General features: G+C 70.4%; 22 protein-coding genes. 16 read left to right on the forward strand and 6 right to left on the reverse strand.

From position 1 onward, the window contains the following. Positions 1-43 precede the first annotated feature (43 nt). Positions 44-1,009, reverse strand: a complete 966-nt coding sequence (locus E7T09_RS00650; protein WP_136387224.1) for an ion channel — start codon at positions 1,007-1,009, stop codon at positions 44-46. Positions 1,010-1,165: 156 nt separating this feature from the next. Here E7T09_RS00650 and E7T09_RS00655 point away from each other — a divergent pair, with 156 nt between their 5' ends. The 10 genes from E7T09_RS00655 to E7T09_RS00700 are packed head-to-tail and all read left to right on the forward strand — an operon-like array spanning position 1,166 to position 9,969. After that, positions 1,166-2,554, forward strand: a complete 1,389-nt coding sequence (locus tag E7T09_RS00655; protein WP_136387225.1) for a dipeptidase — start codon at positions 1,166-1,168, stop codon at positions 2,552-2,554. Position 2,555: 1 nt separating this feature from the next. Beyond that, positions 2,556-3,146, forward strand: a complete 591-nt coding sequence (locus E7T09_RS00660) for a phosphoribosylglycinamide formyltransferase (RefSeq protein ID WP_136387226.1) — start codon at positions 2,556-2,558, stop codon at positions 3,144-3,146. Further along, entirely contained in the window at positions 3,143-3,706 is a 564-nt protein-coding gene (locus E7T09_RS00665) for a DUF402 domain-containing protein (RefSeq protein ID WP_136387227.1), read from the forward strand. Before E7T09_RS00660 ends, E7T09_RS00665 begins: the two co-directional genes overlap by 4 nt. 58 nt (positions 3,707-3,764) lie before the next feature. Continuing rightward, complete coding sequence (locus tag E7T09_RS00670) at positions 3,765-4,253, forward strand: DUF4442 domain-containing protein (RefSeq protein ID WP_136387228.1); 489 nt, start codon at positions 3,765-3,767, stop codon at positions 4,251-4,253. Positions 4,254-4,289: 36 nt separating this feature from the next. Continuing rightward, on the forward strand, positions 4,290-4,736 hold the full coding sequence (mce, locus tag E7T09_RS00675; RefSeq protein WP_136387229.1) for a methylmalonyl-CoA epimerase: 447 nt from the start codon (positions 4,290-4,292) through the stop codon (positions 4,734-4,736). Beyond that, the gene (locus E7T09_RS00680; protein WP_136387230.1) at positions 4,733-5,107 is read left to right on the forward strand and encodes an antibiotic resistance protein VanZ; all 375 of its coding nucleotides are present in this window, start codon (positions 4,733-4,735) and stop codon (positions 5,105-5,107) included. Before mce ends, E7T09_RS00680 begins: the two co-directional genes overlap by 4 nt. Before the next feature lie 10 nt (positions 5,108-5,117). Beyond that, positions 5,118-6,071, forward strand: a complete 954-nt coding sequence (locus E7T09_RS00685; RefSeq protein WP_136387231.1) for a MoxR family ATPase — start codon at positions 5,118-5,120, stop codon at positions 6,069-6,071. Between the two features lie 11 nt (positions 6,072-6,082). Further along, positions 6,083-9,001 carry a transglutaminaseTgpA domain-containing protein gene (locus E7T09_RS00690; protein ID WP_136387232.1) on the forward strand — a complete coding sequence of 973 codons (2,919 nt, stop codon included), beginning with the start codon at positions 6,083-6,085 and terminating at the stop codon, positions 8,999-9,001. A 53-nt stretch (positions 9,002-9,054) separates the two neighbouring features. Then, positions 9,055-9,549 (forward strand): hypothetical protein, encoded by a 495-nt coding sequence (locus E7T09_RS00695; protein WP_136387233.1) that lies wholly within the window; start codon positions 9,055-9,057, stop codon positions 9,547-9,549. 30 nt (positions 9,550-9,579) lie between these two features. Then, complete coding sequence (locus E7T09_RS00700; protein WP_136387234.1) at positions 9,580-9,969, forward strand: hypothetical protein; 390 nt, start codon at positions 9,580-9,582, stop codon at positions 9,967-9,969. 194 nt (positions 9,970-10,163) lie between these two features. Here E7T09_RS00700 and E7T09_RS00710 read toward each other — a convergent pair whose 3' ends face one another. After that, positions 10,164-10,898, reverse strand: a complete 735-nt coding sequence (locus tag E7T09_RS00710) for a pyroglutamyl-peptidase I (RefSeq protein WP_136387236.1) — start codon at positions 10,896-10,898, stop codon at positions 10,164-10,166. A 71-nt stretch (positions 10,899-10,969) separates the two neighbouring features. Between E7T09_RS00710 and E7T09_RS00715 the strand changes: the two genes are divergently transcribed. The 3 genes from E7T09_RS00715 (at position 10,970) to E7T09_RS00725 (ending at position 12,942) form a co-directional block, all read left to right on the forward strand. Next, the gene (locus E7T09_RS00715) at positions 10,970-11,803 is read left to right on the forward strand and encodes a DNA-formamidopyrimidine glycosylase (protein WP_136387237.1); all 834 of its coding nucleotides are present in this window, start codon (positions 10,970-10,972) and stop codon (positions 11,801-11,803) included. Further along, on the forward strand, positions 11,800-12,444 hold the full coding sequence (gene pdxH, locus E7T09_RS00720; protein ID WP_136387238.1) for a pyridoxamine 5'-phosphate oxidase: 645 nt from the start codon (positions 11,800-11,802) through the stop codon (positions 12,442-12,444). The genes E7T09_RS00715 and pdxH overlap by 4 nt, the downstream gene beginning before the upstream one ends. An 81-nt stretch (positions 12,445-12,525) precedes the next feature. Beyond that, on the forward strand, positions 12,526-12,942 hold the full coding sequence (locus tag E7T09_RS00725) for an organic hydroperoxide resistance protein (protein ID WP_136387239.1): 417 nt from the start codon (positions 12,526-12,528) through the stop codon (positions 12,940-12,942). 49 nt (positions 12,943-12,991) lie between these two features. Here the strand turns inward: E7T09_RS00725 and E7T09_RS00730 are convergent, their stop codons facing one another. Together E7T09_RS00730 and E7T09_RS00735 are read right to left on the reverse strand one after the other, a co-directional pair. Beyond that, entirely contained in the window at positions 12,992-14,503 is a 1,512-nt protein-coding gene (locus E7T09_RS00730) for a 2-phosphoglycerate kinase (protein WP_136387240.1), read from the reverse strand. 116 nt (positions 14,504-14,619) lie between these two features. Then, on the reverse strand, positions 14,620-15,237 hold the full coding sequence (locus tag E7T09_RS00735) for a TetR/AcrR family transcriptional regulator (RefSeq protein ID WP_136387241.1): 618 nt from the start codon (positions 15,235-15,237) through the stop codon (positions 14,620-14,622). Between the two features lie 121 nt (positions 15,238-15,358). On the opposite strand from E7T09_RS00735, the gene ppgK reads away from it, so the two are divergent. Continuing rightward, positions 15,359-16,255, forward strand: a complete 897-nt coding sequence (gene ppgK, locus E7T09_RS00740; protein WP_136387242.1) for a polyphosphate--glucose phosphotransferase — start codon at positions 15,359-15,361, stop codon at positions 16,253-16,255. Between the two features lie 41 nt (positions 16,256-16,296). Continuing rightward, a complete protein-coding gene (locus tag E7T09_RS00745; protein ID WP_136387243.1) occupies positions 16,297-17,460 on the forward strand; it encodes an amidohydrolase family protein in 1,164 nt (387 codons plus the stop codon). Positions 17,461-17,530: 70 nt separating this feature from the next. Here the strand turns inward: E7T09_RS00745 and E7T09_RS00750 are convergent, their stop codons facing one another. Further along, entirely contained in the window at positions 17,531-18,088 is a 558-nt protein-coding gene (locus E7T09_RS00750) for a hypothetical protein (protein WP_136387244.1), read from the reverse strand. A gap of 56 nt (positions 18,089-18,144) precedes the next feature. Next, on the reverse strand, positions 18,145-18,618 hold the full coding sequence (locus tag E7T09_RS00755; protein ID WP_136387245.1) for a hypothetical protein: 474 nt from the start codon (positions 18,616-18,618) through the stop codon (positions 18,145-18,147). 170 nt (positions 18,619-18,788) lie between these two features. On the opposite strand from E7T09_RS00755, the gene secA reads away from it, so the two are divergent. Continuing rightward, positions 18,789-21,398, forward strand: coding sequence for a preprotein translocase subunit SecA (gene secA / locus E7T09_RS00760; protein ID WP_136387246.1), 2,610 nt, complete (start codon positions 18,789-18,791; stop codon positions 21,396-21,398). Positions 21,399-21,535: the final 137 nt, after the last annotated feature.

Here is a 21,535-nt window from a genome sequence, read left to right on the forward strand (position 1 = left end):
ACCTGACGTGAGTATACGGGAGGCAGGATTGATGCAACGGGCGCTATGAGCCTTCTGGCAGGGGAGCAGGGTGCATGTCATGCAGCCGCCGCGCGTCCACGGCGAGCAACCCGCCGTCACGGACGTACATGCTGGCGAACGCCTGGCCCCAGCGGATCTCGCTGGCGTGGTAGCTGATCCGGGCCTGTACCGGCTGCTGCGAAATCTCGTCGACCGCCCGCAGGACGACCAGCACCTCGGCCTCACGCCGCGCCAGCTCGGCCTCGCTCAGGTCGCGCAGGGGACTGCGGTCGTCGATGGGATGCACGACCGTCCACGCCAGCGGGAAGAACGTCACCCGGGAGCGTTCCAGGGTCAACGGATGGAACTGCCGTTGTGGGCCGGCGCTCAGGGGGCCAGGGGCACGCAGCGACAGGACGACCTCGGCCGTGATGTCCGTCAGGTCGCCCCGCCGGCCGTTCACGAGCCGCAGCATCAGGCCGCGCCCGCCCCGGTACGGCGCGACGACCGCGTGGTCGCTGAACAGGATGCGGTGCGTGGGCCGGGAAAACCGCGCGAACAGCATGCCGGTCACGAGGGCCACGGCCATCAGGCCCACGAAGGCCTCCAGCGTGACGAGCACGTCGGCGGCCACGGACACCGGGTACACGTGCCCGAAGCCGATGGTGCCGAAGGTCTGCACCGAGAAGAAGAAGGCCCCCAGCAGGCGCGGGCCGGCCTGGTCGGGCTGTTGGCTCAGCGCCCCGGCTCCGAGCGCGAAATACCCGGCGGCGAACAGCGCGTTGAGCAGCAGGTACAGCGCCAGCGCCACCGCGAAAAAGCGCGGCCACGACATGGCCAGCAGCATGGTGTACGGGTTGTACGCGCCCAGGCCCAGGCCCACCCGGCGGGAGTTGAAGCGCCCGTCACGGCTCAGGAAGCGGGATTCCGCCTCGAACACCCCGGACAGGCCCAGGTCACCGGGAGCCGATGCGCCGGTCTCGGGCGCAGGAGCCGGGCGGGTGGTCATGGGCGGAAGTCTAGCGCTGCGCCCACGAGGACGAACCGGACGTTCCACACGGTCTGTCCTCCCCTGTGGCACGAGCGAGGATGGGCGGCAGAACCTGAAGGGAATCCGGAGGACGCCGGATCGGACGCGGCCCGGCGGGGGCACTATCATCCGCGCATGACGACTGCCGATCTCTCCACCCACCTCGACCGCGACGGAGCCCGCGAGGAACTGTTCGACCTGCTGCGGATTCCCAGCGTGAGTGCCGACCCTGCGTACGCCGACGACGTCGTGCGGGCCGCCGAGTGGTTCCGCACGAAACTGGCCTCGCTGGGCTTCACGGCCCGCGTGGACGCCACGCCGAAGCACCCGGTCGTGTACGCCGAACGTCTGGATGCCCCCGGCAAGCCCACCGTGCTCATCTACGGCCATTACGACGTGCAGCCCGAAGCGCCGCTCTCGGAATGGATCTCGCCGCCCTTCGAGCCGGAGGTGCGGAACGGCCGTATCTACGCGCGGGGCAGCACCGACGACAAGGGGCAGGCCTTCGCGCACGTGCGCGGCGTGGAACTGCTGCTGGCGCAGGGCCAGGAGAATGGAGCACCGCTGCCGGTGAACGTGAAGTTCCTGCTCGAAGGCGAGGAGGAGATCGGCAGCCCAAGCATCGTGCCCTACCTTCAGGCCCACGCGGAGGAACTGAAGGCCGACGTGATCCTGATCAGCGACGGCAGCCGTTTCGCCGCCGACGTGCCGACCATCACCTACGGCCTGCGGGGCCTGAGCTACGTGGAAATCCATGTGCAGGGCGCCAACCGGGATCTGCACAGCGGCGCGTACGGTGGGGCGGCCCCCAATCCCATCAACGCGCTGTGCCAGATCATCGCCGGGCTCAAGGATGACCAGGGCCGCGTGACCATTCCCGGCTTCTACGACAACGTCGAACCCCTGACCGACCAGGAACGGCAGATGTGGGCCTCGCTGCCGCACAGCGACGCCGAGTTCGCCGGGAGCATCGGCGTGGCCTCTCTGCCAGGCGAGGCCGGGTACTCCGTGCTGGAACGCCTGTGGGGCCGCCCGACGCTGGACGTGAACGGCATCTGGGGCGGCTACCAGGGCGAGGGCAGCAAGACCGTGATCGCCGCGAAGGCCGGCGCGAAGGTCTCCATGCGCCTGGTGCCGGGCCAGGATCCGGGGCGCATCACGGGCCTGATCCAGGAGTACGTGCCGCGCATCGCGCCGCCCGGAGTGACGGTCGAGGTGATAGACCACCACGGCGGCCAGCCTATGAAGTTCAGCACCGACAGCCCGTACATCCGCGCCGCCAACCGCGCCCTGAAGCGCGTGTACGGCCGCGACGCGGTGTTCGCGCGCACGGGGGGCAGCATTCCCATCGTGGCCTCCTTCGCGGATATCCTGCACACCGAGGTGCTGTTTGTTGATCTGGGCCTGAACGAGGACGCTCCGCACAGTCCGAACGAGAGTTTCGCCGTGCAGGACTTCGAGAACGGCATCCTGACCAGTGCCTACCTGCTTCAGGAACTCGGCGCGGATCCGGACCGCGCGTAACGTGCGGCTGGGCTTTCTCGCCTCGCACGGCGGCAGCGCCGCGCGGCACCTGACGGCCGCGTGCCAGGACGGGCGGCTGGACGCCACGGCCGCCGTGCTGATCAGCAACAACAGCCGCTCGCCCGCCCTGGCTTGGGCGCAGGGGGCGGGCCTCAGCACCGCGCACCTGAGCAGCGCGACCCATCCCGATCCGGACGACCTCGACCGCGCCATCCTGGATGTTCTGACCGCCGCGGGCGCCGATACCCTCGTCCTCAGCGGATATATGCGCGAACTCGGGCCGCGCGTGCTGGGCCACTACGCGGGGCGGGTCGTGAACATCCACCCCAGCCTGCTGCCCCGTCACGGCGGCCGGGGCATGTACGGTGACCGCGTGCACGAGGCCGTGCTGGCCGCCGGAGACTCCGAATCCGGCGCGACCGTGCACCTGGTCACGCAGGGCATCGACGAGGGGCCGGTGCTGGCCCAGGCGAGGGTGCCCGTCCTGCCCGGCGACACGCTGGACACCTTGAAGGCACGCGTGCAAGTGGTCGAGGGCGACCTGATGCTGCGGGCTGTGCGTGATCTCGCAACGCGGGTGTCGGGCGCGTGAAACGCAAGGTCTTCGATCTGCGCTCCTGGGGCCGTGTGGCGCGGCACACGCAGACGGTGCTGACCCTGCCGGGCTACGTGATCGTGGACTTCGAGGCGCACGAGGTCACCCGGCCGCTGGACGTGGATTTCGGTGGCCGCCCCCTGCGCGTGCTGGACGTCGGGTACCGCTGGGTGCGCTTCCATCCGACCGGCAGCGGGGAGGGAACGCTGGGCAGCGCCCTGACCGCGCAGCTGGACGCCTCCGGCCAGCCCGTGCAGGTGTACGTGGACATCCACCTGGGTGAGGGCGTCGGCGAGGACGGTCTGCCGTGGACGGACGACGCGTACCTGGACGTGATCGGAAACTGGCATGTGGAGGATGGGCAGGGCGCCCGCGTGACCGAGGCGCACGTCATCGACGCTGAGGATCTGGCGGCGGCCGTGCGCGAGGGAAGGGCCACCCCGCAGCAGGCGCGGGCCGTGTGGGCGCGAGCGGAGCAGGTGAGCGCGGAACTGCTGGCGGACACCTATGCGCCGCTGGACGTGCTGCGGCGGTACCTGAGCGATCCATACACCTGATCTCGGTGGGCGGCGCGCCCTGTAGACTTGGACTCAGTTCAAGTTCCGGAGGTTCGCCATGTCCGAGTCCCGTACCCTGCCCGCCCCCGCCGTCACGGCCGTCCAGCACGCGCTGCACGCCATCCCCATGAACGCCACGGTGGGCGTGCGGATCACCGATGTCGGCGTGGGCTGGGCCACCGGGGAATGCCCGGACACGGCGGCCTACCGCAACCACCTGGGCACCATCCACGCTGGAGCGCAGTTCCTGCTGGCCGAGGCGGTGAGCGGCGCGGCCTTTGCCGGGGCCTTCGCGGTGCAGCTGGCGCAGGCTGTCCCGCTGATCGAGAAGCTGGAAACGCATTATGTGGGGCGTGCAGTGGGCAGCATCACGGCCCGCGCGGAGATCGAGCTGGCCAGCATCGCGGTCGCGCATGCCACCTATGCGGCGGACGGCAAGGCCCGCCTGATCGTGAAGGTGACCGTGCAGGACGCGGAAAACAAGGATGTGATGCGGGCGGTCGCCCGCTGGTACCTGCGCTCGATGGCGTCCCTGCGCGCAAATTAAGACACAGAGCCCTGAAAAATGCTTTAGCCTGCGCTCATGCCGGTCACGCAGCTCGACCACGTCGCCATCGCCACCCCGGATCTCGACGAGGGCAGCGCCCCGTACAGGGCACTGGGCCTGCACCCCGAAGGGCCCGATGAAGACGTCGAGACCCAGGGCGTGCGCGTGCGGGCCTTTCAGGTCGGCGACACGCTGATCGAACTGCTGATGCCCACCCGCCCGGACAGCCCCATTGCCGCGTACCTGGAGAAACGCGGCCCCGGCCTGCACCACACCGCCTACCGCGTGACCGACCTGGACGCCGAGATGGCCAGCCTGCAGGGCCAGGGAGGCCGCTTCCTGGGTGACCGGCCAACACCCGGCCGGGCCGGAACGCGCGTGACCTTCCTGCACCCGAAATGGGGCCAGGGCACGCTGATCGAACTCGTCGAGCATCCCGCCGACCGGACGACCGGAACCGCGCCGGCTGGAGCCCCCCAGTGACCCGAAACTGCGGCCGCTGGTACCTGACGGCCCTCGCGCTGCTCGGCCTGGACGGGCACCTGTCGACGGCCGGACTGCTGGGTGGCCTGCCAGACCGGGCGCTGCACCTGCTGCTGCTGGCCCTGCTGGGCTTCGCGCTGACGCGCGCGGCCGGGCGGCGGGGCTGGCCGCTGGCCCTGTGCGCGTGGTGGAGCGCGGCCCTGCAATGGCACTTGGCCTTCGTGCCAGGTCACGAGGTCGGCGTGAACGTCTGGCTGCCCGACGTGCTGGCCGCGTCGCTGGGAGGATGGCTGGTGGCGCGGCCCGCGCGCGCCGCGTCCAGGGCGAACAAGGGCCGACCGGTTGCAGTTTTGTCAGAGTTCTCACGCTAGGCTGCGCTCGATGACCGCCGTGACCTCCGCCCACTCCCCGGTTGGTCACCACGCGTCCCTGCTGAGCACCGTCCTCGCGCAGCTCGACCAGGTGATCCTGGGCAAACCCGGACAAGTGCGACTGGCCCTGGCCTGCCTGCTCGCGCGCGGGCACCTGCTGATCGAGGATCAGCCGGGGGTGGGGAAGACCACGCTTGCCCACGCCCTGGCGCGCACGGCCGGCCTGCACTTCCGGCGCGTGCAGTTCACGGCGGATCTGCTCCCCGCCGACCTGACCGGAGTCAGCGTGTGGGACGCCGCCGCCTCTACCTTCCGCTTCCATGAAGGCCCGGTCTTCAGCGAGGTGCTGCTTGCCGACGAGATCAACCGCGCCACCCCCCGCACCCAGGGCGCGCTGCTGGAAGCCATGGAGGAAGGACAGGTGTCCGAGGGCGGGATCACGCGCCTGCTGCCGCGCCCGTTCTTCGTGATCGCCACGCAGAACCCGGCCGCGTTCGTGGGCACGTCCCCGCTGCCTGAAGCGCAACTCGACCGGTTCCTGATGACCGTCACGCTCGGCTACCCGGATCCGGCCGCCGAACGGCAACTGCTGGAAACGGGGGGCCGCAGCGTGACCGTGCGCGACCTGCCACCGGTGCTGGACGCCCCCACGCTGCTCCGCATGCAGGCCGAAGTCGATCACGTGTACGCCGCCGCGCCGCTGCTGGATTACCTGCAGCTGCTGGCCCGCGCCACGCGCCAGCATCCGGCCTTCACGGCGGGCCTCAGCCCGCGCGCCCTGCTGGCCCTGCTGGCGGCGTCGCGGGCGTGGGCGTACCTGCACGGCCGGAGCATGGTGCTGCCCGAGGACGTGCAGGCCGTGTTTCCGGCCCAGGCGGCCCACCGCCTGCCGCTGCGCGAAGGGCACGCGCACGACCTGCCCGCCCTGCTGCGCGGCGTGCTGATCGACACGCCGATTCCCTGACCCGCTCCGTCATGGCCGCTCCCAGCCGCACTGACCTTCGCGCCGTCTTCACGCCCGGCCGGCCGGTGGGGGTGCGGCTGGGCCTCACGCAGTTCGGCACGTCGTACCTGCTGCTGGTCATGCTCACTCTGATCGGCTGCGTGAACTACGACCTCAGCCTCGGCTACGGCCTGACCTTCCTGCTGGCGGGCGTCTGGGCGGTCGCGGCTGGGCAGGCCATGCGCGCCGCCCGCCGCCTGAACGTCCGCGTGAGCCCGCCCCAGGCGAGCGTGGCGGGCGGCGAGGCCGTGTACACCGTGCAGGTGGGCGCGCCCGACCGGGACATTCCGCTGGCCGTGATCGTCACGACCTCCCAGGGAGACACGCGCTACGTGAACGCGCGCGTGCAGGCTGGAGAAGCGCGCACCATCGGGGTGGCGGTGCCCGCCCGCGTGCGCGGCCGCCTGACCCTGACCTCCGTGCGGGTGGGGGCGCTCGATCCGCTGGCGATCTGGCAGGCCACCCTCCGCCCGGTGCCCGCCGCCGGCGAGGCCTGGGACGTGACGGTGCAGCCCACTCCGGAAGCGGCTCCTCCACCGTTCCCGGCGCGGGTGGACGTCGGTGGGGGTGATGGGACACGGCGCACCCGAGGGGATCAGGAGTTCGCGAGCCTGCGCCCCTACGTGCCCGGCGATTCGCCCCGACAGGTGTCGTGGCGCCACGTGGCCCGCACGGGCACCCTGCTGACCCGCGAGACGGACGCTCCACTGGGCTCCGCCGTACACCTCGACTGGCACGATACGGCCGGCGCCGGTTCCACCGAAGACCGCCTGTCCCGCCTGGCCGCGTGGATCGCGGGACTGCGCGCGTCCGGGCACGCGTTCTCGCTGAACCTGCCCGGCCAGTCGCTGGCGGCCGGTACCGGGGAAGCGCACGCGACCCAAGCGCTGGACGCCCTGGCCCGCGTGACCCCGTTGCCGGACGCTCCGGCGGGCAAGGTCGGCCGCACGTCGGCTCCTGTGGGCCTGAACGCCTTCGCCATGCGCTCCACCCTGATCGCCCTGGCCTTCGCGCTGGCACCCGCCGTTCTGCGCGAACCCGTGTGGATCACCGCCCTCATCGCCGGTCTGCTGGTGCACACCGACTGGCGGGTGCACCGTGCGCGCGCGCCCATCCCCACGTGGGTGCTGGGTGTGGTCGCTGGGATCAGCGCCGCGCTGCTGGCGGGCAGTTACGGCACCCTGCTGGGCCGCGACGCGGGTACGGCCCTGCTGGCCCTGCTGGCCGCCCTCAAGACCGCCGAGAGCCGCACCCGCCGCGACGCGAACCTGCTGATCCTGCTGGCCCTGTTCGTGGCGAGTACCCACTACTTCTTCGGCCAGGGGCCGCTGACCGCGCTGCACTCGGTGCTGGCCGCGTGGACGCTGCTGGCCGCCGCCGCCCGCTGGACCGTGACCGCGCCGGACGAACCCCCGCTCACCGAGAACCGCAGCGCCGTGCAGGCCGGCATGGCCCTGGCCCTGGCAATTCCTCTGGCCCTCACGCTGTTCGTGCTGTTTCCCCGCCCCTCCGGGCCGCTGTGGCACCTGGCAGTCCAGGGCAAGGCGTCGACCGGACTGGCCAGCGAGATCACGGCGGGTGAGTACAGCGACCTCGCGCAGAACCGTGCGGTGGCCTTCCGCGCGGACTTCCAGGGGCCGGTGCCGCCCGCCTCCGAACGCTACTGGCGCGGCCCGGTCTACGAGGCCTACGACGGGCAGCGCTGGACGCAGATCCGGCAGAGCAGTGCGTCGGCCAGCGTGGACTTCAGCGGGCCCTCCTGGACGTACACCATGACCATGGAACCGAGCAGCAGTCCGTGGCTGCCCGTGATCGACGCACCCGCCACCCTGCCCGCCGGCACCTTCATGACCACGAACTTCCAGGCGTACATGCTGCGGCCCCCCAGCACCCGCGAGCGCGTGACCGTGCAGAGCCGCGTGGCGCGCCTGGGCGTGCGTGAGTACGACGAGCGCCTGCGCTTCGACCAGACGCTCCCCGCCGGAGAAAGCCCGCGTGCCGTGGCCCTGGCCGCCAGCTGGAAGACGCTGGAACCCGAGGATCGCGTCCGCGCCGCCCTGAGCTTCTTCGGCCAGGGGGGCTTCACCTATACACTCTCGCCGCCCACCCTGCCCCGTCACGACCGGGTGGACGCCTTCCTGTGGGGCTCGAAGCAGGGCTTCTGCGAACACTACGCCAGCGCGTTCACCTTCCTGATGCGCGCCGCCGGGATTCCTGCCCGGATCGTGGGCGGGTACCTGGGCGGGGAACTCAACCCGGACGGCGGGTACCTGATCGTCCGGCAGCAGGACGCGCACGCCTGGAGCGAGGTGTGGCTCGCCGGTCAGGGCTGGGTGCGCGTGGATCCCACGGCCCTGATCGCCCCGGCCCGAGTGAATGCGGGGGTGCAGACCGCGCTGGGCAGCCCGCAGGCCACGGCCGCTCCCGCCCCCACCGCCCTGGAACGCATGCGGCTGCGCCTGGACTCTATCCAGAACCGCTGGGACGATCTGGTCATCGGCTACGGCGACGAGCAGCAACAGACCCTGCTGACCCGCGCCGGGCTGGGCAGCGTGGGCGGCGCCCGGTACCTCGTTGCGGTGCTGGCGCTGGTGACGCTGGCCCTGCTCCCGGCCGCCCTGTGGCGACGCCGCGCCACCCGACCCCGCGATCCGGCGGCCCGCGCCCTGCACGACCTGACCGTGCGTCTGCATCTGCCCCGCCATCCCGGCGAGACCCCCACGGCCTACGCGGAGCGCGCCCGGAGCCTGTGGCCGTCCCTCGCCCCGGCCCTGGACGCTGTGGTGCAGGCCTACCACGCGGCCCGCTACGCTCCGGGTGACGGGGGCGACCCGCAGGTCGCGCTGCGGGCTGCCGTCCGGCGTGTCCGGCGGCCTCCCCGCTCAACCTGAGTCCTGCCCACCTGCTTCCAGTTCCGAACGCCCACATCCCGTAGCATGGGTGCGTGAACGTACCGCGCGTCTTCCTATCCGTGATCGCCGGGTGCTCGGCCGCGTTGATCGCCTACGCGGCGGCCTTCGTGCGGGGTGACCTGGGCGGCGTCATGACCTACCTGCACGCCCGCGCCGCGCTGCGCCACCTGCGTGAGGGAGGCGCGGGCCCAGCCGCCATCCAGGCTGCCCGCGAGCACCTCCAGGCGGTCGGAACCCAGGTGGCCGATCCGGCCCTCGCGGCGCGGCTGATTCCCGTGGCCCTGCTCGTGGCCGTGGTCGTGGGTGCGCTCGTCTGGCGGCTGTTCGACCGGCAGTCGTCCCGCCCGGCCCTGAGCGCCCAGGAACGCATGGTGGAGCGGTTCGCGCGCCGCAACGGGGGGCGTTTCACGCTGGGTGACCTCAGCGAACGGAGTCCGCTGACGGGTGAGCAGGCGCGCACCGTGACCGCCCGCATGGCTGACCTGGGCCGCCTGACCCGCGACGGCGAGACGTACCGTCTGTCATGAGAGGCCGCCTGTCATGAGGAGCCGCGGGTCATGACTCCCAACGACCTGGCCACGCTGCTCGACGAGGTGGATCACGATGCCTGGGAGAGCGTGCAGGCCGCCCTGGCCCGCATCGAGTGGCAGCCGCACCCGCGCGTGGGCTGGCTCACCACGCACCTGCGCGCCACGAAACACGAGTACTGGACGGTGATCGCGGCTGCGACCGCCACCCCCGCCCCCCCGGACGACGCGGGCCTGACCCGCCTGATGGTGTGGGAGGTCGAGGCGTCGCGTGCCCTGCCACTGGCTTCACTGGACGCGCCGGTCGAGCACGCGGGCCGCTCCTTCACGGTGGCCGGCCTGCTGCGCCTGAACGCCCGCCACACCGCGTGGCATGCCGGGCAGATCGCGGCGCTGGCCCCTTCCGAACGCCGCGCCTGACATGCCCCGCGAGCGGCCCTTCCTGACCGACCCCAGCCCACAGGGCGCAGCCCCGGCGGGCGCCGTCCCGGACGCGCTGTACGACCTCGCCGTGAACCGGGCATGGCTGGTGGTGCGCGGCGTGGGCCGCCCGGACGCGCTGGCCGCGTGGCATGCCCGGACGCGCTTCGCGAGGCGGGTGCCGCTCGACGCGGTCAGGGCGTCTCTGGGTCTCCACCCCGGTTCCGGCGAGTGGCACTGGCAAGGTGGCCCCCAGGGTGCGTGGGTGCCGGGCCGCGCTCCGTTTCCGTGACCTCCAGCGCCGCAGTGATGGTGCGGACGGCGACCTCCACGGCCCGCGTGATCTCGTCCTGCGGCAGGTAGGGCAGGGGAGGGCGGTCGCCGGGCCACGCCAGGGCCACCGCCGCGTTTGCGGGCACGTGCAGGAAGCCGCAGGGGACGTCCGCCCGCCCGGCCTGCGTCAGCCGGTGCCGCGCGTGGTACAGCACGAAATTGCAGACGTACAGTCCGGCCGTGTTGCTGATGTGGCCGGGAATGCCCTCATCCCGCCACGCGGCCAGGAGGTCGCGCAGGGGCAGCGTGCTCAGGTACGCGGGCGGGGCGCCGTCGTCCGGACGGATGGGCGTATCCCGGTACACCTGCCCGGCGTTATCCGGAATGTCGAAGTCCATGACGTTCACGCCCACGCGTTCCAGCGTCATCTGCGGGCGACCGGCGGCCAGTCCGGTCATCAGCACGGCGTCCGGGCGGTGCGCGTCCAGCAGCGCATCCAGCGACCGTCCGGCGGCGTGGGGTTCCACCGGAAGCAGGGCCGAGATCACGCGCACTTCCCCGATCTCCAGGCCGCCCAAGGCTTGCGCGGCCCGCGCACTGGGATTGTCTGGATGCGTGTGGAAGGGCTCGAAGCCGGTGAGCAGCAGCGTGCGCATGCGCGGAGCATAGCGGCCCAACCGTCACGTCGCACCCGGCAGCCCGGCTCCACGCGGCCTATGCTGCCCCCATGCCGGAACTGCCGGAAGTCGAAACCACCCGCCGCAAGATTGAGCCGCTCATGCGTGGCTGCACCATCCTCCGTGTTGAGCACGACGCGCCGCACAAGTACCGCGACACGCACCTCGCCGTGGGGCGGCGCGTGCAGGGACTGTCGCGCCGCGGCAAGTACCTGCTGCTGAACCTTGCCGCCGCCGACGCGGCCGACGGCGATCCGCATGACCTGGAGTTCATCGTGCACCTGGGCATGACCGGCGGCTTCCGGCTGGAGCCCGGCAAGCACACCCGCGTAACCGTGGAAACCGACGCCGGCCTGCTGCACTTCGACGATGCCCGGCGCTTCGGGAAGATGGCCGTCGTGCGGCCCGGTGACTACGCGGGCATGCCGACCCTGGCGGCCATGGGCCCGGAGCCCCTCTCGGATGAGTTCCGCAAGAAGGATTTCATCGCGCTGGCACGTGAGGCGGGAGCCGTGAAACCCTGGCTGCTGTCGCAGAAACCCGTCAGCGGCGTGGGCAACATCTACGCCGATGAGGCGCTGTGGGAGGCGCGGATTCATCCTGCCCAGACTCGCCTGACTCCTGCCGAGGCCAGACGCCTGTACCACGCGGTCCGCGACGTGATGGGCCGGGCGGTGGAGGCCGGGGGCAGCTCGCTGGGCAACGGGGTGGGCAACTACCGCCAGCACGACGGCGCTCCCGGCGCGTACCAGCACGAGCACCACGCCTACGGCCAGGACGGTCGGCCCTGCCCCCGCTGCGGCACGGAGATCGTCAAGACCGTGCTCGCCCAGCGCGGCACGCACTACTGCCCGACATGCCAGGTGCTGAGGAGCAGGTCGTGACGGATCTGACCTCCATGCGCGTCTCGTACACCCGCGACGAACTGCGTCGCGCCGACCTGAAGGCCGATCCGCTGGCGCAGTTCCAGGGCTGGCTGGACGAGGCCCTGCGCGAGAAGGTGCCCGAACCGTACGCCCTGCACCTCGCCACGGCGGACGCCTCGGGCCGGCCCTCGGTGCGCACGGTGCTGCTGCGCGGCGCGACCCCGGACGGCCTGACTTTCTACACGAACTTCGAGTCCTACAAGGGCCGGGACTTGTCGCAGAACCCGCAGGCGGAGATGCTGTTCTACTGGGCGGCGCTGGAACGGCAGGTGCGCGCCTCCGGTCCGGTGACCCGCGTGCCTGACGCCGAGGCCGACGCGTACTTCCATGTCCGGCCGCGCGACTCGCAACTGGCCGCGCACGCCAGCGACCCGCAGAGCGCCCCGATTGTCGACCGCAGGGCGCTGGAGGAGAAGTTCACCGCGCTCGAGGGGATCTACCCGGCGGGGACGGTCATTCCGCGCCCGGCCTTCTGGGGCGGCTACCGCCTGGACGTGCAGGAGTGGGAATTCTGGCAGGGCCGCGAGGGCCGCCTGCACGACCGCTTCCGCTACGCCCGGCAGGGTACGGACTGGCAGATCGACCGCCTGATGCCCTGAACCCTGTTCCCCACCCAGGCACCAGGTCGATGTACGCGCACCCGACATTCGCCCACGCCATTCAGTGCCATCCTGCCCCCTGTGAGTAACCACTACACCGCAGAAGCAACCGCCACCGGTGGCCGGGCCGGCCATTCCAGAAGCAGCGATGGCCGTCTGGACGTGCCCCTCAGCGTGCCCGCCGGCATGGGGGGCGACGACGGCCCCGGCACCAACCCCGAGCAGCTCTTCGCGGCTGGGTACGCCGCCTGCTTCCAGGGCGCGTTGGGTGTGATCGCGCGCCGCCAGAAGCTCGAGCTGTCGGCCGACTCGACCATCACTGCCCGCGTGGGGTTGCAGCGTAGCGGCCTGGCCTTCGGGATGGACGTGGAACTGGAAGGCCACTTCCCCGGCCTGACCCCCGAGCAGGGCCTGGAACTCATGCACGCGGCGCATCAGGTCTGCCCGTACTCGGTCGCCACGCGCGGCAACGTGGACGTGCGCCTCCGCGCAGTCTGATCGCCCGTATCCGTGCGGGTGGAAGGATGCTTCCCCGCGCGGCTGCGCCTCAGGTGCCGGGACTGCCCGCCACGTCGCGGGCATCCAGGGCAAATTCGGACAGGTCATCACCCAGGAGATCTGCCCGCTCCTGCGCCGTGAGAGCCACCATCACGCGCCTCAGCACCACATCCACCGCCTGATCCGCGCTCTCGTCCAGGGTCAGGCCGTCGAGCAGCGGCACGTCCTGCTTGCGGGCCACGTCCTCGAGTTCCTCCTGCATCATGCGGATCTCGCGGAAGTACTTCATGTAGCGGTGCATGGGGCGGCTCGCGGCCGTTTCCTCGTCGCGGGACTGGAAGTGCCGGCGGTGTTCCTGCTCGTCGGGCAGGCTGACCAGCATGGGCACCACCAGCGCGCCTGCGAAGGCCTCGGCCCGCAGGTAGCCGGGCACCAGATGGACGCCCTCCAGCACCAGCGAACTGCCCTCCTGCACGCTGCGCTGCACCACGGCCTGCAGGCCGACGCTGACCTGCTGCACCTGATCCCGGAACCCGGCCAGCAGGGCCGCCCGGCCCGGCTGCTCCGGACGGTCCGCGCCGGGCGGCACCAGGGCCTCCCACGCGCTGAAGGTGCTGGCATGCAGGGTGGGCAGCAGGGCGGGGGACACCATGGCGCGCATGACCTCGCGGATGGAATCGGTGCTGACCACGCGGGCGATTCCCAGGCGGTAGGCGATCTCGGCGGCCAGGAAGCTCTTGCCGGTGCCACTCACGCCCCCCAGCAGCACGATCACCGGGCGTGGCGGGCGGCGGATCACGCGCAGCAGTCGGTAGCGGGCGCTGACATCTGGGCCGACCTCGTCCCTCAGGAGCCGCTCGACCTTCTCACGGATGACGTGGCTGCGAACCACCCGGTCCTCCGAGCCGCGCAGGTCGCGTTGCGTGACGCGCGCCACCCGGCGCGCCACGTCCGGGGCCACCCCGGCGGCCAGCATGGACTGCACCAGGAGACCCTTCGAGAAGGGCGCCGGGGCGGAACTCCCGCTGCCCTGCACACCCAGTTTCCCGCGGTTGCGGCGCAGGTACCGGTAAGTCTGGCGCAGATGCTCGCCGTAGGTGGCTTCCAGCACCTCCTCGGTGCGGTTGTCGATCTCCTCGGCGCTGAGGGTTCGCACGCCCGCCCGGCGCAGCTGCACGTCCACGGCGCTCGCGGTCGCGTAGGCCTCCCGGCCAGTCAGTCCGGCGTCTTCCAGCGTGCGGGCCAGGACGCCCCGGCTGAACGGCAGGTGGCCTTTTTTCGCGGTGACCAGGATGTCCACGAAGGCTGGGGTCTGCCGCGCGGCCTCGGCGGCCACGGTGTCGCCGCATACGCTCTGGGCCACCTCGACCATCAGGGCCTGAAGTTCGTCGGGCGACACCAGCGTGCGGCGCGCCAGGCGCAGCTGCTGCTCCACGCGCCGCGCTGCCGCCGCCGCCTCGCCCGTGGGGGCGCCGGCGTTGACCAGCGATTCCACGACCAGTCCGCGGCTGAACGGGAAGGCGTGGCGGGTCGTGCCGATGCGCAAGTCAGGCTGGGTGATGGCCGGTGACCTCCAGGGTGGGATGAAACGGCGGACGCGTCCCTCGGGGGCAGTCTACCCTCCAGGGCTGACAGAACCCTGTCGGGAGCGACGTTTGCCCTGCACCTGACCGGGGATCAGCGGCGCGCGGTCTCGCGGCTTACGGCCCCGTCCAGCAGCAGGTTCAGCGCAAGCCGCATCTCTTCTTTCAGCGGACGGTCTGTGCCGTAGGCCGCCCAGCGCAGCGCGACCATCAGGTAGGTGTCGGCGATCAGGTTGCTGATGCGTTGCAGGCTCAGGTCGGTTCTCAGCTGGCCGCCCTGGTGCAGGGGCGTGAGGATCATCTCGATCACCTTGCTCAGCGGCAGCGCCTGGTACGCCGTGCGGGCGCGTTCCGGGTTGGGGTTCAGCACCTCGTAGGCCAGCGGGGGGAACAGGTCGCGCTCGCTGGTGTTGTGATCGGCCAGGCGATCCCACACCTCGTACAGCACGCTCAGCGGCGCGACGCCCGCCTGAAGGCGCTCGGAGGCGTGGTCGCGCAGGCGATCCATGACCTCGCTGCCGTAATCGAGCAGCACCGCTTCCTTGTAGGGGTAGTAGTTGAAGAACGTCCCCCTGGACACGTTGCTGGCGCGGGCGATGTCGGTCGCGGTGGTCGCCTGGAAGCCGCCGCGCTTGAACAGCTCGATGGCCACGCCGTAGATCCGGGCCCGGCGTCGTTCCTTCTGGCGTTCGCGCAGCGAGGTGGAATCCATTGCCCTCACACTATACCGAAGGGTTCAAAATTGCACCACGTCCAACAAAGATCCGGTCAACCGGGCCGTGCCATGAAGACGCCCTGACATTCCCCCCGCCCGCGTGCTTTAGGCTGGGTTCATGAGCGTGATCCTCGGCATCGACATCGGCGGCAGTGGCATCAAGGGCGCACCCGTGGACACCACCACCGGAGCGCTGCTGGCCGAGCGTGTCCGCATCCCCACCCCCGAGGGCGCGCGGCCCGAGGACGTCCGGGACGTCGTGCGGCAGCTCGTCGAGCACTTCGCCCTGCCCGGCGCGGTCGGCGTGACCTTCCCCGGCATCGTGCAGCACGGGCATACCCTGAGCGCCGCGAACGTCGACAAGGGCTGGATCGGCCTGGACGCCGACACCCTGTTCACCGACGCCACCGGCCATGACGTCCACCTGATCAACGACGCCGACGCCGCCGGCGTGGCCGAGGCGAAATTCGGCGCGGGGGCCGGCGTCCACGGCACGGTCATGGTGCTGACCTTCGGCACCGGGATCGGCAGCGCCCTGATCCTGAACGGCACCCTGATCCCCAACACCGAACTCGGGCACCTGTGGCTGCGCGACAGGCACGCCGAGACCTGGGCATCGGACCGGGCCCGCGAGATCGACGACCTGAACTGGAAGCAGTGGAGCAAGCGGGTCAGCACCTACCTGCAGCACCTGGAACTGCTGTTCAGCCCGGACCTGTTCATCATCGGCGGAGGCGTCAGCAAACGCCCGGAGAAATGGCTGCCGCACCTGCAGCTGGCCCGCAGCAAGGCGGTGCCCGCCCAGCTTCAGAACGAGGCCGGGATTGTGGGTGCCGCCATGATGGCCGCGCAGGATCGCGTCCGGGTGCCTCGCCCCGCCGGCCCGGTGGTCGGGCAGGCCACGGTGCCCCGCAAGCTGAAGGCCGATCCGATCCAGCCCCCCAAGAAGGCCGCCGTAAAGAAGGCCACGGCGAAGAAGGCGCCCGCCCGGATCGCACCCAAGGCGAAGAAGTAGACCGGCGGGCGGCTGCCGGCGCCGTGCCCTAGCATGCCGGCATGACCGTGCCCGCCGAGCCCTTCACGCCCCGCCTCCTCACCTGTGACGTGCTGTACACCGGCATGGGCGGCGGTCATGCACCGGGCGGCGTGGTCGTGGTGGGGGAGACCATCGCCGCCACCGGGAGGCCGGACGACCTGCGCCGCGCCTACCCGCACGCCCGCGAGGAGAACGTGGGCGGCATCATCGCCCCGCCGCCGGTGAACGCGCACACCCACCTGGATATGAGCGCCTACGAATTCCAGGCACTGCCGTACTTCCGCTGGCTGCCGGAGGTCGTGGTGGCGCAGCGCGACCTGCGTGGCGTGGCCGGGGCGCAGGCTGGAGCGGACACGCTGGCGCGGCTCGGCGCGGGCGGTGTGGGCGACATCGTGTGGGCACCGGACGTGATGGACACCCTGCTGGCCCGCGCGGATCTGAGCGGCGTGCTGTACTTCGAGGTGCTGGGCGCGTTTCCCGAACAGGCCCCGGAGCGCTTCGCGGCCCTGCGGGAACGGATTGAGGGCTGGCGCGCGCGCGGGTTGCCGGAGGGCCTGCGTCTGGGAATCACGCCCCACACGCCCTTCACGGTCAGCCACCGGCTGATGCGGCTCGTCGCGGAGTACGCGCAGGGCGAGGGCCTCCCGCTGCAGATTCACGTGGCCGAGCACCCCAGCGAACCCGAACTGTTCGCCACGGGTGGCGGGCCGCTGTGGGAGCACCGTCTGAAGCCATTCACGCCCGCGACCTTCGCCGAGGTCATCGGCCGCGACCCGGAACCCGGCCAGACGCCGGTGCGCTACCTGGACGAGCTCGGCGTCCTCGACCGGCAGCCCACCCTGATCCATATGGTGAACGTCACGCCGGACGACATCGCCCGCGTGGGCCGCGCCGGCTGCGCGGTGGTGACCTGCCCGCGCAGCAACCGCCACCTGGACTGCGGCGTCTTTCCGTGGACGGCCTTCGCGGCGGCCGGCGTGGAAGTCGCGATCGGCACGGATTCGGTGGCCAGCGGGGGCTCCCTGGACGTGAGGGACGACGTGGCCTTTGCCCGCACGCTGTACCCCGATCTCGATCCGCGCGTGTTGGTGCGCGCCGCCGTGAAGGGCGGCCACCGGGTGCTGGGCAGCCGAGCGCCGTTCATCCGGCGGGGGGAGGCGTGGAGCGACGCCTACCGGTGGTGATCGGGCGCCTTTCTAATGAAGGCAGGCCCATCCCCGGTGCTGTGAGTGGGCCTGAACTGCGCGGCCGGGATCAGGTGGTTGTCGGCCACTCGCGGGAATGCACGGCGTCCGCGCCGAGGTCACGGCGGCGGGCCAGCACGGTCAGGAACGCCAGGGCTGACAACCCGCTCACGGCCAGCGGAGCCAGCACCGGGATGTTCGAGCGGAACGGCCCGCCGCCGGGAGGGCCGCCCTGGGGGCCACCGGCCGGAGCGCCTGCGGGTGCCGCCGGCTCGGAGGGGGTTGCACCAGCCACTGTGCCTGTGGTCGTGACCTGGGCCTGCCGCGCGGCGAACTTCGCGGCGTCCTCCCTACGCGTCTCGCTGTGCTCGAACACGCCGACGACCCCCACGACGGCCAGCAGGGGCAGAACGATCAGGGTGGTGGTGCGCACGGCCGCGGCGCGCACGAAGCCCAGCAGCGTGAAAATCAGGCCCGCGATGGTGGCGACGAAGCCGATGATCTGTGTGCCCTTCTCGTAATGCTGGTAGCCGATGAGTTCATAGAGCACACCGGCGAAGGCCAGCGCGCAGCCAGCCAGGACCAGTTCCGGGAAGCTCGTTCGGGCCAGACGTTCCAGGGCGTTCATGCCCAGAGGCTGACAGGGGCGTGTTAAGAACCCGTGTAGTCCGGCATCGTGGGAGGTCAGGGGGTCTGGCTGGTGATTGCGTCACACGTGCCGGTGGCCACGACCTTCCCGGCCCGCTCGTAGGTGAGGACGCCGCGCAGCGGGCTGGCCACCGCGCTCTCGACGCGGCAGGTGTAGCTGACGCCCTCCGATTCGCCCACCCAGCGGAAGCGGGCCACACGGGTCGAGGGCGTATAGTCCGCGACTGCGAAACCGGCCTGGCTGTTCTCGAAGGCGTTGATCTGGTCGCGGGCGTTCACGCTGCCGCTGCCGTTCGGGACGCCCACCAGATCCTTGATGGACACCGTGCTGGTGACGGCGCGGCCATCGACCAGCCCGCTGACCGTCCACGTCTGTCCCACCGTCAGCGGACCTGCCCGGCGGGGCGAGGGGCCATTCGCGTCACGTTCGGCGAGCATGGAGTACAGGGGGGCGCAGGCGCCCAGGAGCGGCAGGGTCAGGACCAGGGGCAGCAGGGCAGGGGAGCGCATGGAGGCAGCATACGGGCCGCAGATGAGCGGGCACACATGATCCGCCGCGCCTGTGAAGGACGGCATCGGTCTTCACATTCAGCCTGAGTCTGGGCCGCTCAGGTTGCCTTCGCCCCTCTCACTGAAGTCGTGAGGTTCCAGTCAGGGTCAGGGCGGTATACTCGCGTGTCATGTTCCGTGTCCTGAACAAAATGTTTGATACCAACCAGCGCGACGTCGCGCAGATCGTGAAGACGATCGTGCAGCCCGTGAACGCCCTGGAAGACGAGATGAAGCAGGTCGAGGATCTCGCCTCGGCGTTCATGGAATTGCGCCGCCAGGTGCAGGAGGAAGGGAAAACCCTGGACGACGTGGTCGTCCGGGCCTTCGCGCTGATCCGCGAGGCCGGCCGCCGCTCCATCGGCAAGCGTCACTACGACGTGCAGTTGATCGGCGGGTACGCCCTGCACAAGGGCCGCATTGCCGAGATGCGCACGGGCGAGGGCAAGACCCTGGTCGCCACGCTGGCCCTGGCGCTGAACGCCCTGGAAGGCAAGGGCTGCCACCTCGTGACCGTGAACGATTACCTCGCGCGGGTGGGGGCCGAGGAGAACTCGCTGCTGTTCCGCACGCTGGGCCTCACCGTGGGCCTCGCCAACCGCGAGCTGCAGCCCCACGAGAAGCAGGCCGCCTACGCCTGCGACATCACCTACGTGACCAACAGCGAACTGGGCTTCGACTACCTGCGCGACAACATGGCCCAGAGCCGCGAGGCGCTCGCCCTGCGCGCCGACAGCCCCCTGAATTTCGCCATCGTGGACGAGGTGGACTCGATCCTGATCGACGAGGCCCGCACGCCGCTGATCATCTCCGGCGCGGCCGAGAAGGCCACGGACCTGTACTACGTGTACGCCAAGCTGATCCGCCGCCTGAAGAAGGGCCTGCCTGCCGAACCCGGCGTGCGCACCGAGGCGACCGAGGACTACACCATCGACGAGAAGGGCAAGCAGGTGCACATCAACGAGTCGGGCATCGCCAAGATCGAGCGGCTGCTCTCGCTGAACGACCTGTACAGCCCCGAGAACATGGACAAGGCGCACATGATCACCCAGGCCATCCGCGCCGCCGAGCTGTACCACCGCGAGAAGGACTACATCGTGAACGCCGAGGGCGAGGTCATCATCATCGATGAATTCACGGGCCGCAGCATGCCCGGCCGCCGCTACGGCGAGGGGCTGCACCAGGCGATCGAGGCCAAGGAAGGCGTGAAGATCGAGAACGAGAACCAGACGCTCGCCACCATCACGTACCAGAACTTCTTCCGTCTGTACAAGAAGTTCAGCGGCATGACCGGCACCGCCAAGACCGAGGAAAAGGAATTCCTCGACATCTACGGCAGCGACGTGCTCGTGATCCCCACCAACCGCCCGGTGATCCGCAAGGACAGTGAGGATCTGGTGTACCGCACCAAGATGGGCAAGTACGCGGCCGTCGTGGAGGAGGTCAAGGAGATGCACGCCTCGGGCCGCCCGATCCTGATCGGCACGGCCAGCATCGTGACCAGCGAGCAGCTCAGCGGCCTGCTCACAGACGCGCAGATTCCGCACTCGGTGCTGAACGCGAAGTTCGAGGCGCAGGAAGCGAGCATCATCGCGCAGGCTGGCCGCAGCGGCACCGTGACCATCGCCACGAACATGGCCGGGCGCGGCACGGACATCCAGCTCGGCGGGAACAGCGAATTCGTGATCGGCGAGGCCATCGAGCAGCAGCTCGGCATCAGCCGCTTCTCGCCCGAGGCAGAGAACTTCATCAAGGCCGTGAGCCGCGAAGACCCGCAGGCCATGGAACTCGGCATGCTGATCCCCGGAATCACCCCCGAGTTCATCACGCAGGCCCAACAGCTGCACACCGACATGAAGGCCGACGCCGTGCGGGTGAAGGAACTCGGCGGGCTGCACATCGTAGGCACCGAACGCCACGAATCGCGCCGCATCGACAACCAGCTGCGTGGCCGCGCTGGCCGCCAGGGCGACCCCGGCAGCAGCCGTTTTTACGTGTCCTTCGAGGACGACCTGATGCGCCTGTTCGCCAACGACCGCGTGGTCGCCATGATGGATCGCCTGGGCATGGACGACTCGCAGCCCATCGAGGCGAAGATGGTCACGGGCGCCATCGAGAAGGCCCAGGCGCGCGTGGAAGACCGCAATTTCAGCACCCGCAAACAGCTGCTGGAGTTCGACAACGTCATGAGCAAGCAGCGCGACACCGTGTACGCCCAGCGCCGCGAGGTGCTGCTCGGGCCAGACGAGGACGTCGAGGAATCGACTGAGGGGATGATCGCGGACTTCGTGGACATGCAGCTCGCCACGTACCTGCCCATCGACCAGAACGCCGAAGCCTGGGACATCGAGGGCCTGCGGACGGCCGTGGTCGATGCCGTGCCGCAACTGGAAGGCTTCGACTTCGAGGCCCTGCGCGCCCTGAGCCCCGCCGACGCGCAGAATGCCCTGCTGAAGGCCGTCGCGGACTCCTTCGACGCCCGCCGAGAAGAACTCAGCCCCACCATGCTCAACTCCCTCTCGCGCTACGTGCTCCTGCAGGTCGTGGATCAGCACTGGAAGGAGCACCTGCACGGTATGGACGTGCTGCGCCAGGGCATCGGCCTGCGCGGCTACGGCCAGCGCGACCCGTTCACGGAATACAAGTTCGAGGCGACGAATATGTTCAACGAGATGATCGATACCCTCAAGGGCGAGGTCACCAAGTTCATCTTCCGCATGCAGTTCGGCGGCGCTGCCTGAGCGTCACCTGACTCCAGCGGGGCGGCCAGTGGATTCGGCCGCCCCGCTGCTTTGTCCGCCCCAATGAAGTCGTCTACAGAACCAGCGACAACTGAACCCTGCCCTGTACCCAGCAGCCGACTCTGTGTTCAGGGCCG

It is taken from the genome of Deinococcus sp. KSM4-11, assembly GCF_004801415.1.
In the GTDB taxonomy this organism is placed as follows: domain Bacteria; phylum Deinococcota; class Deinococci; order Deinococcales; family Deinococcaceae; genus Deinococcus.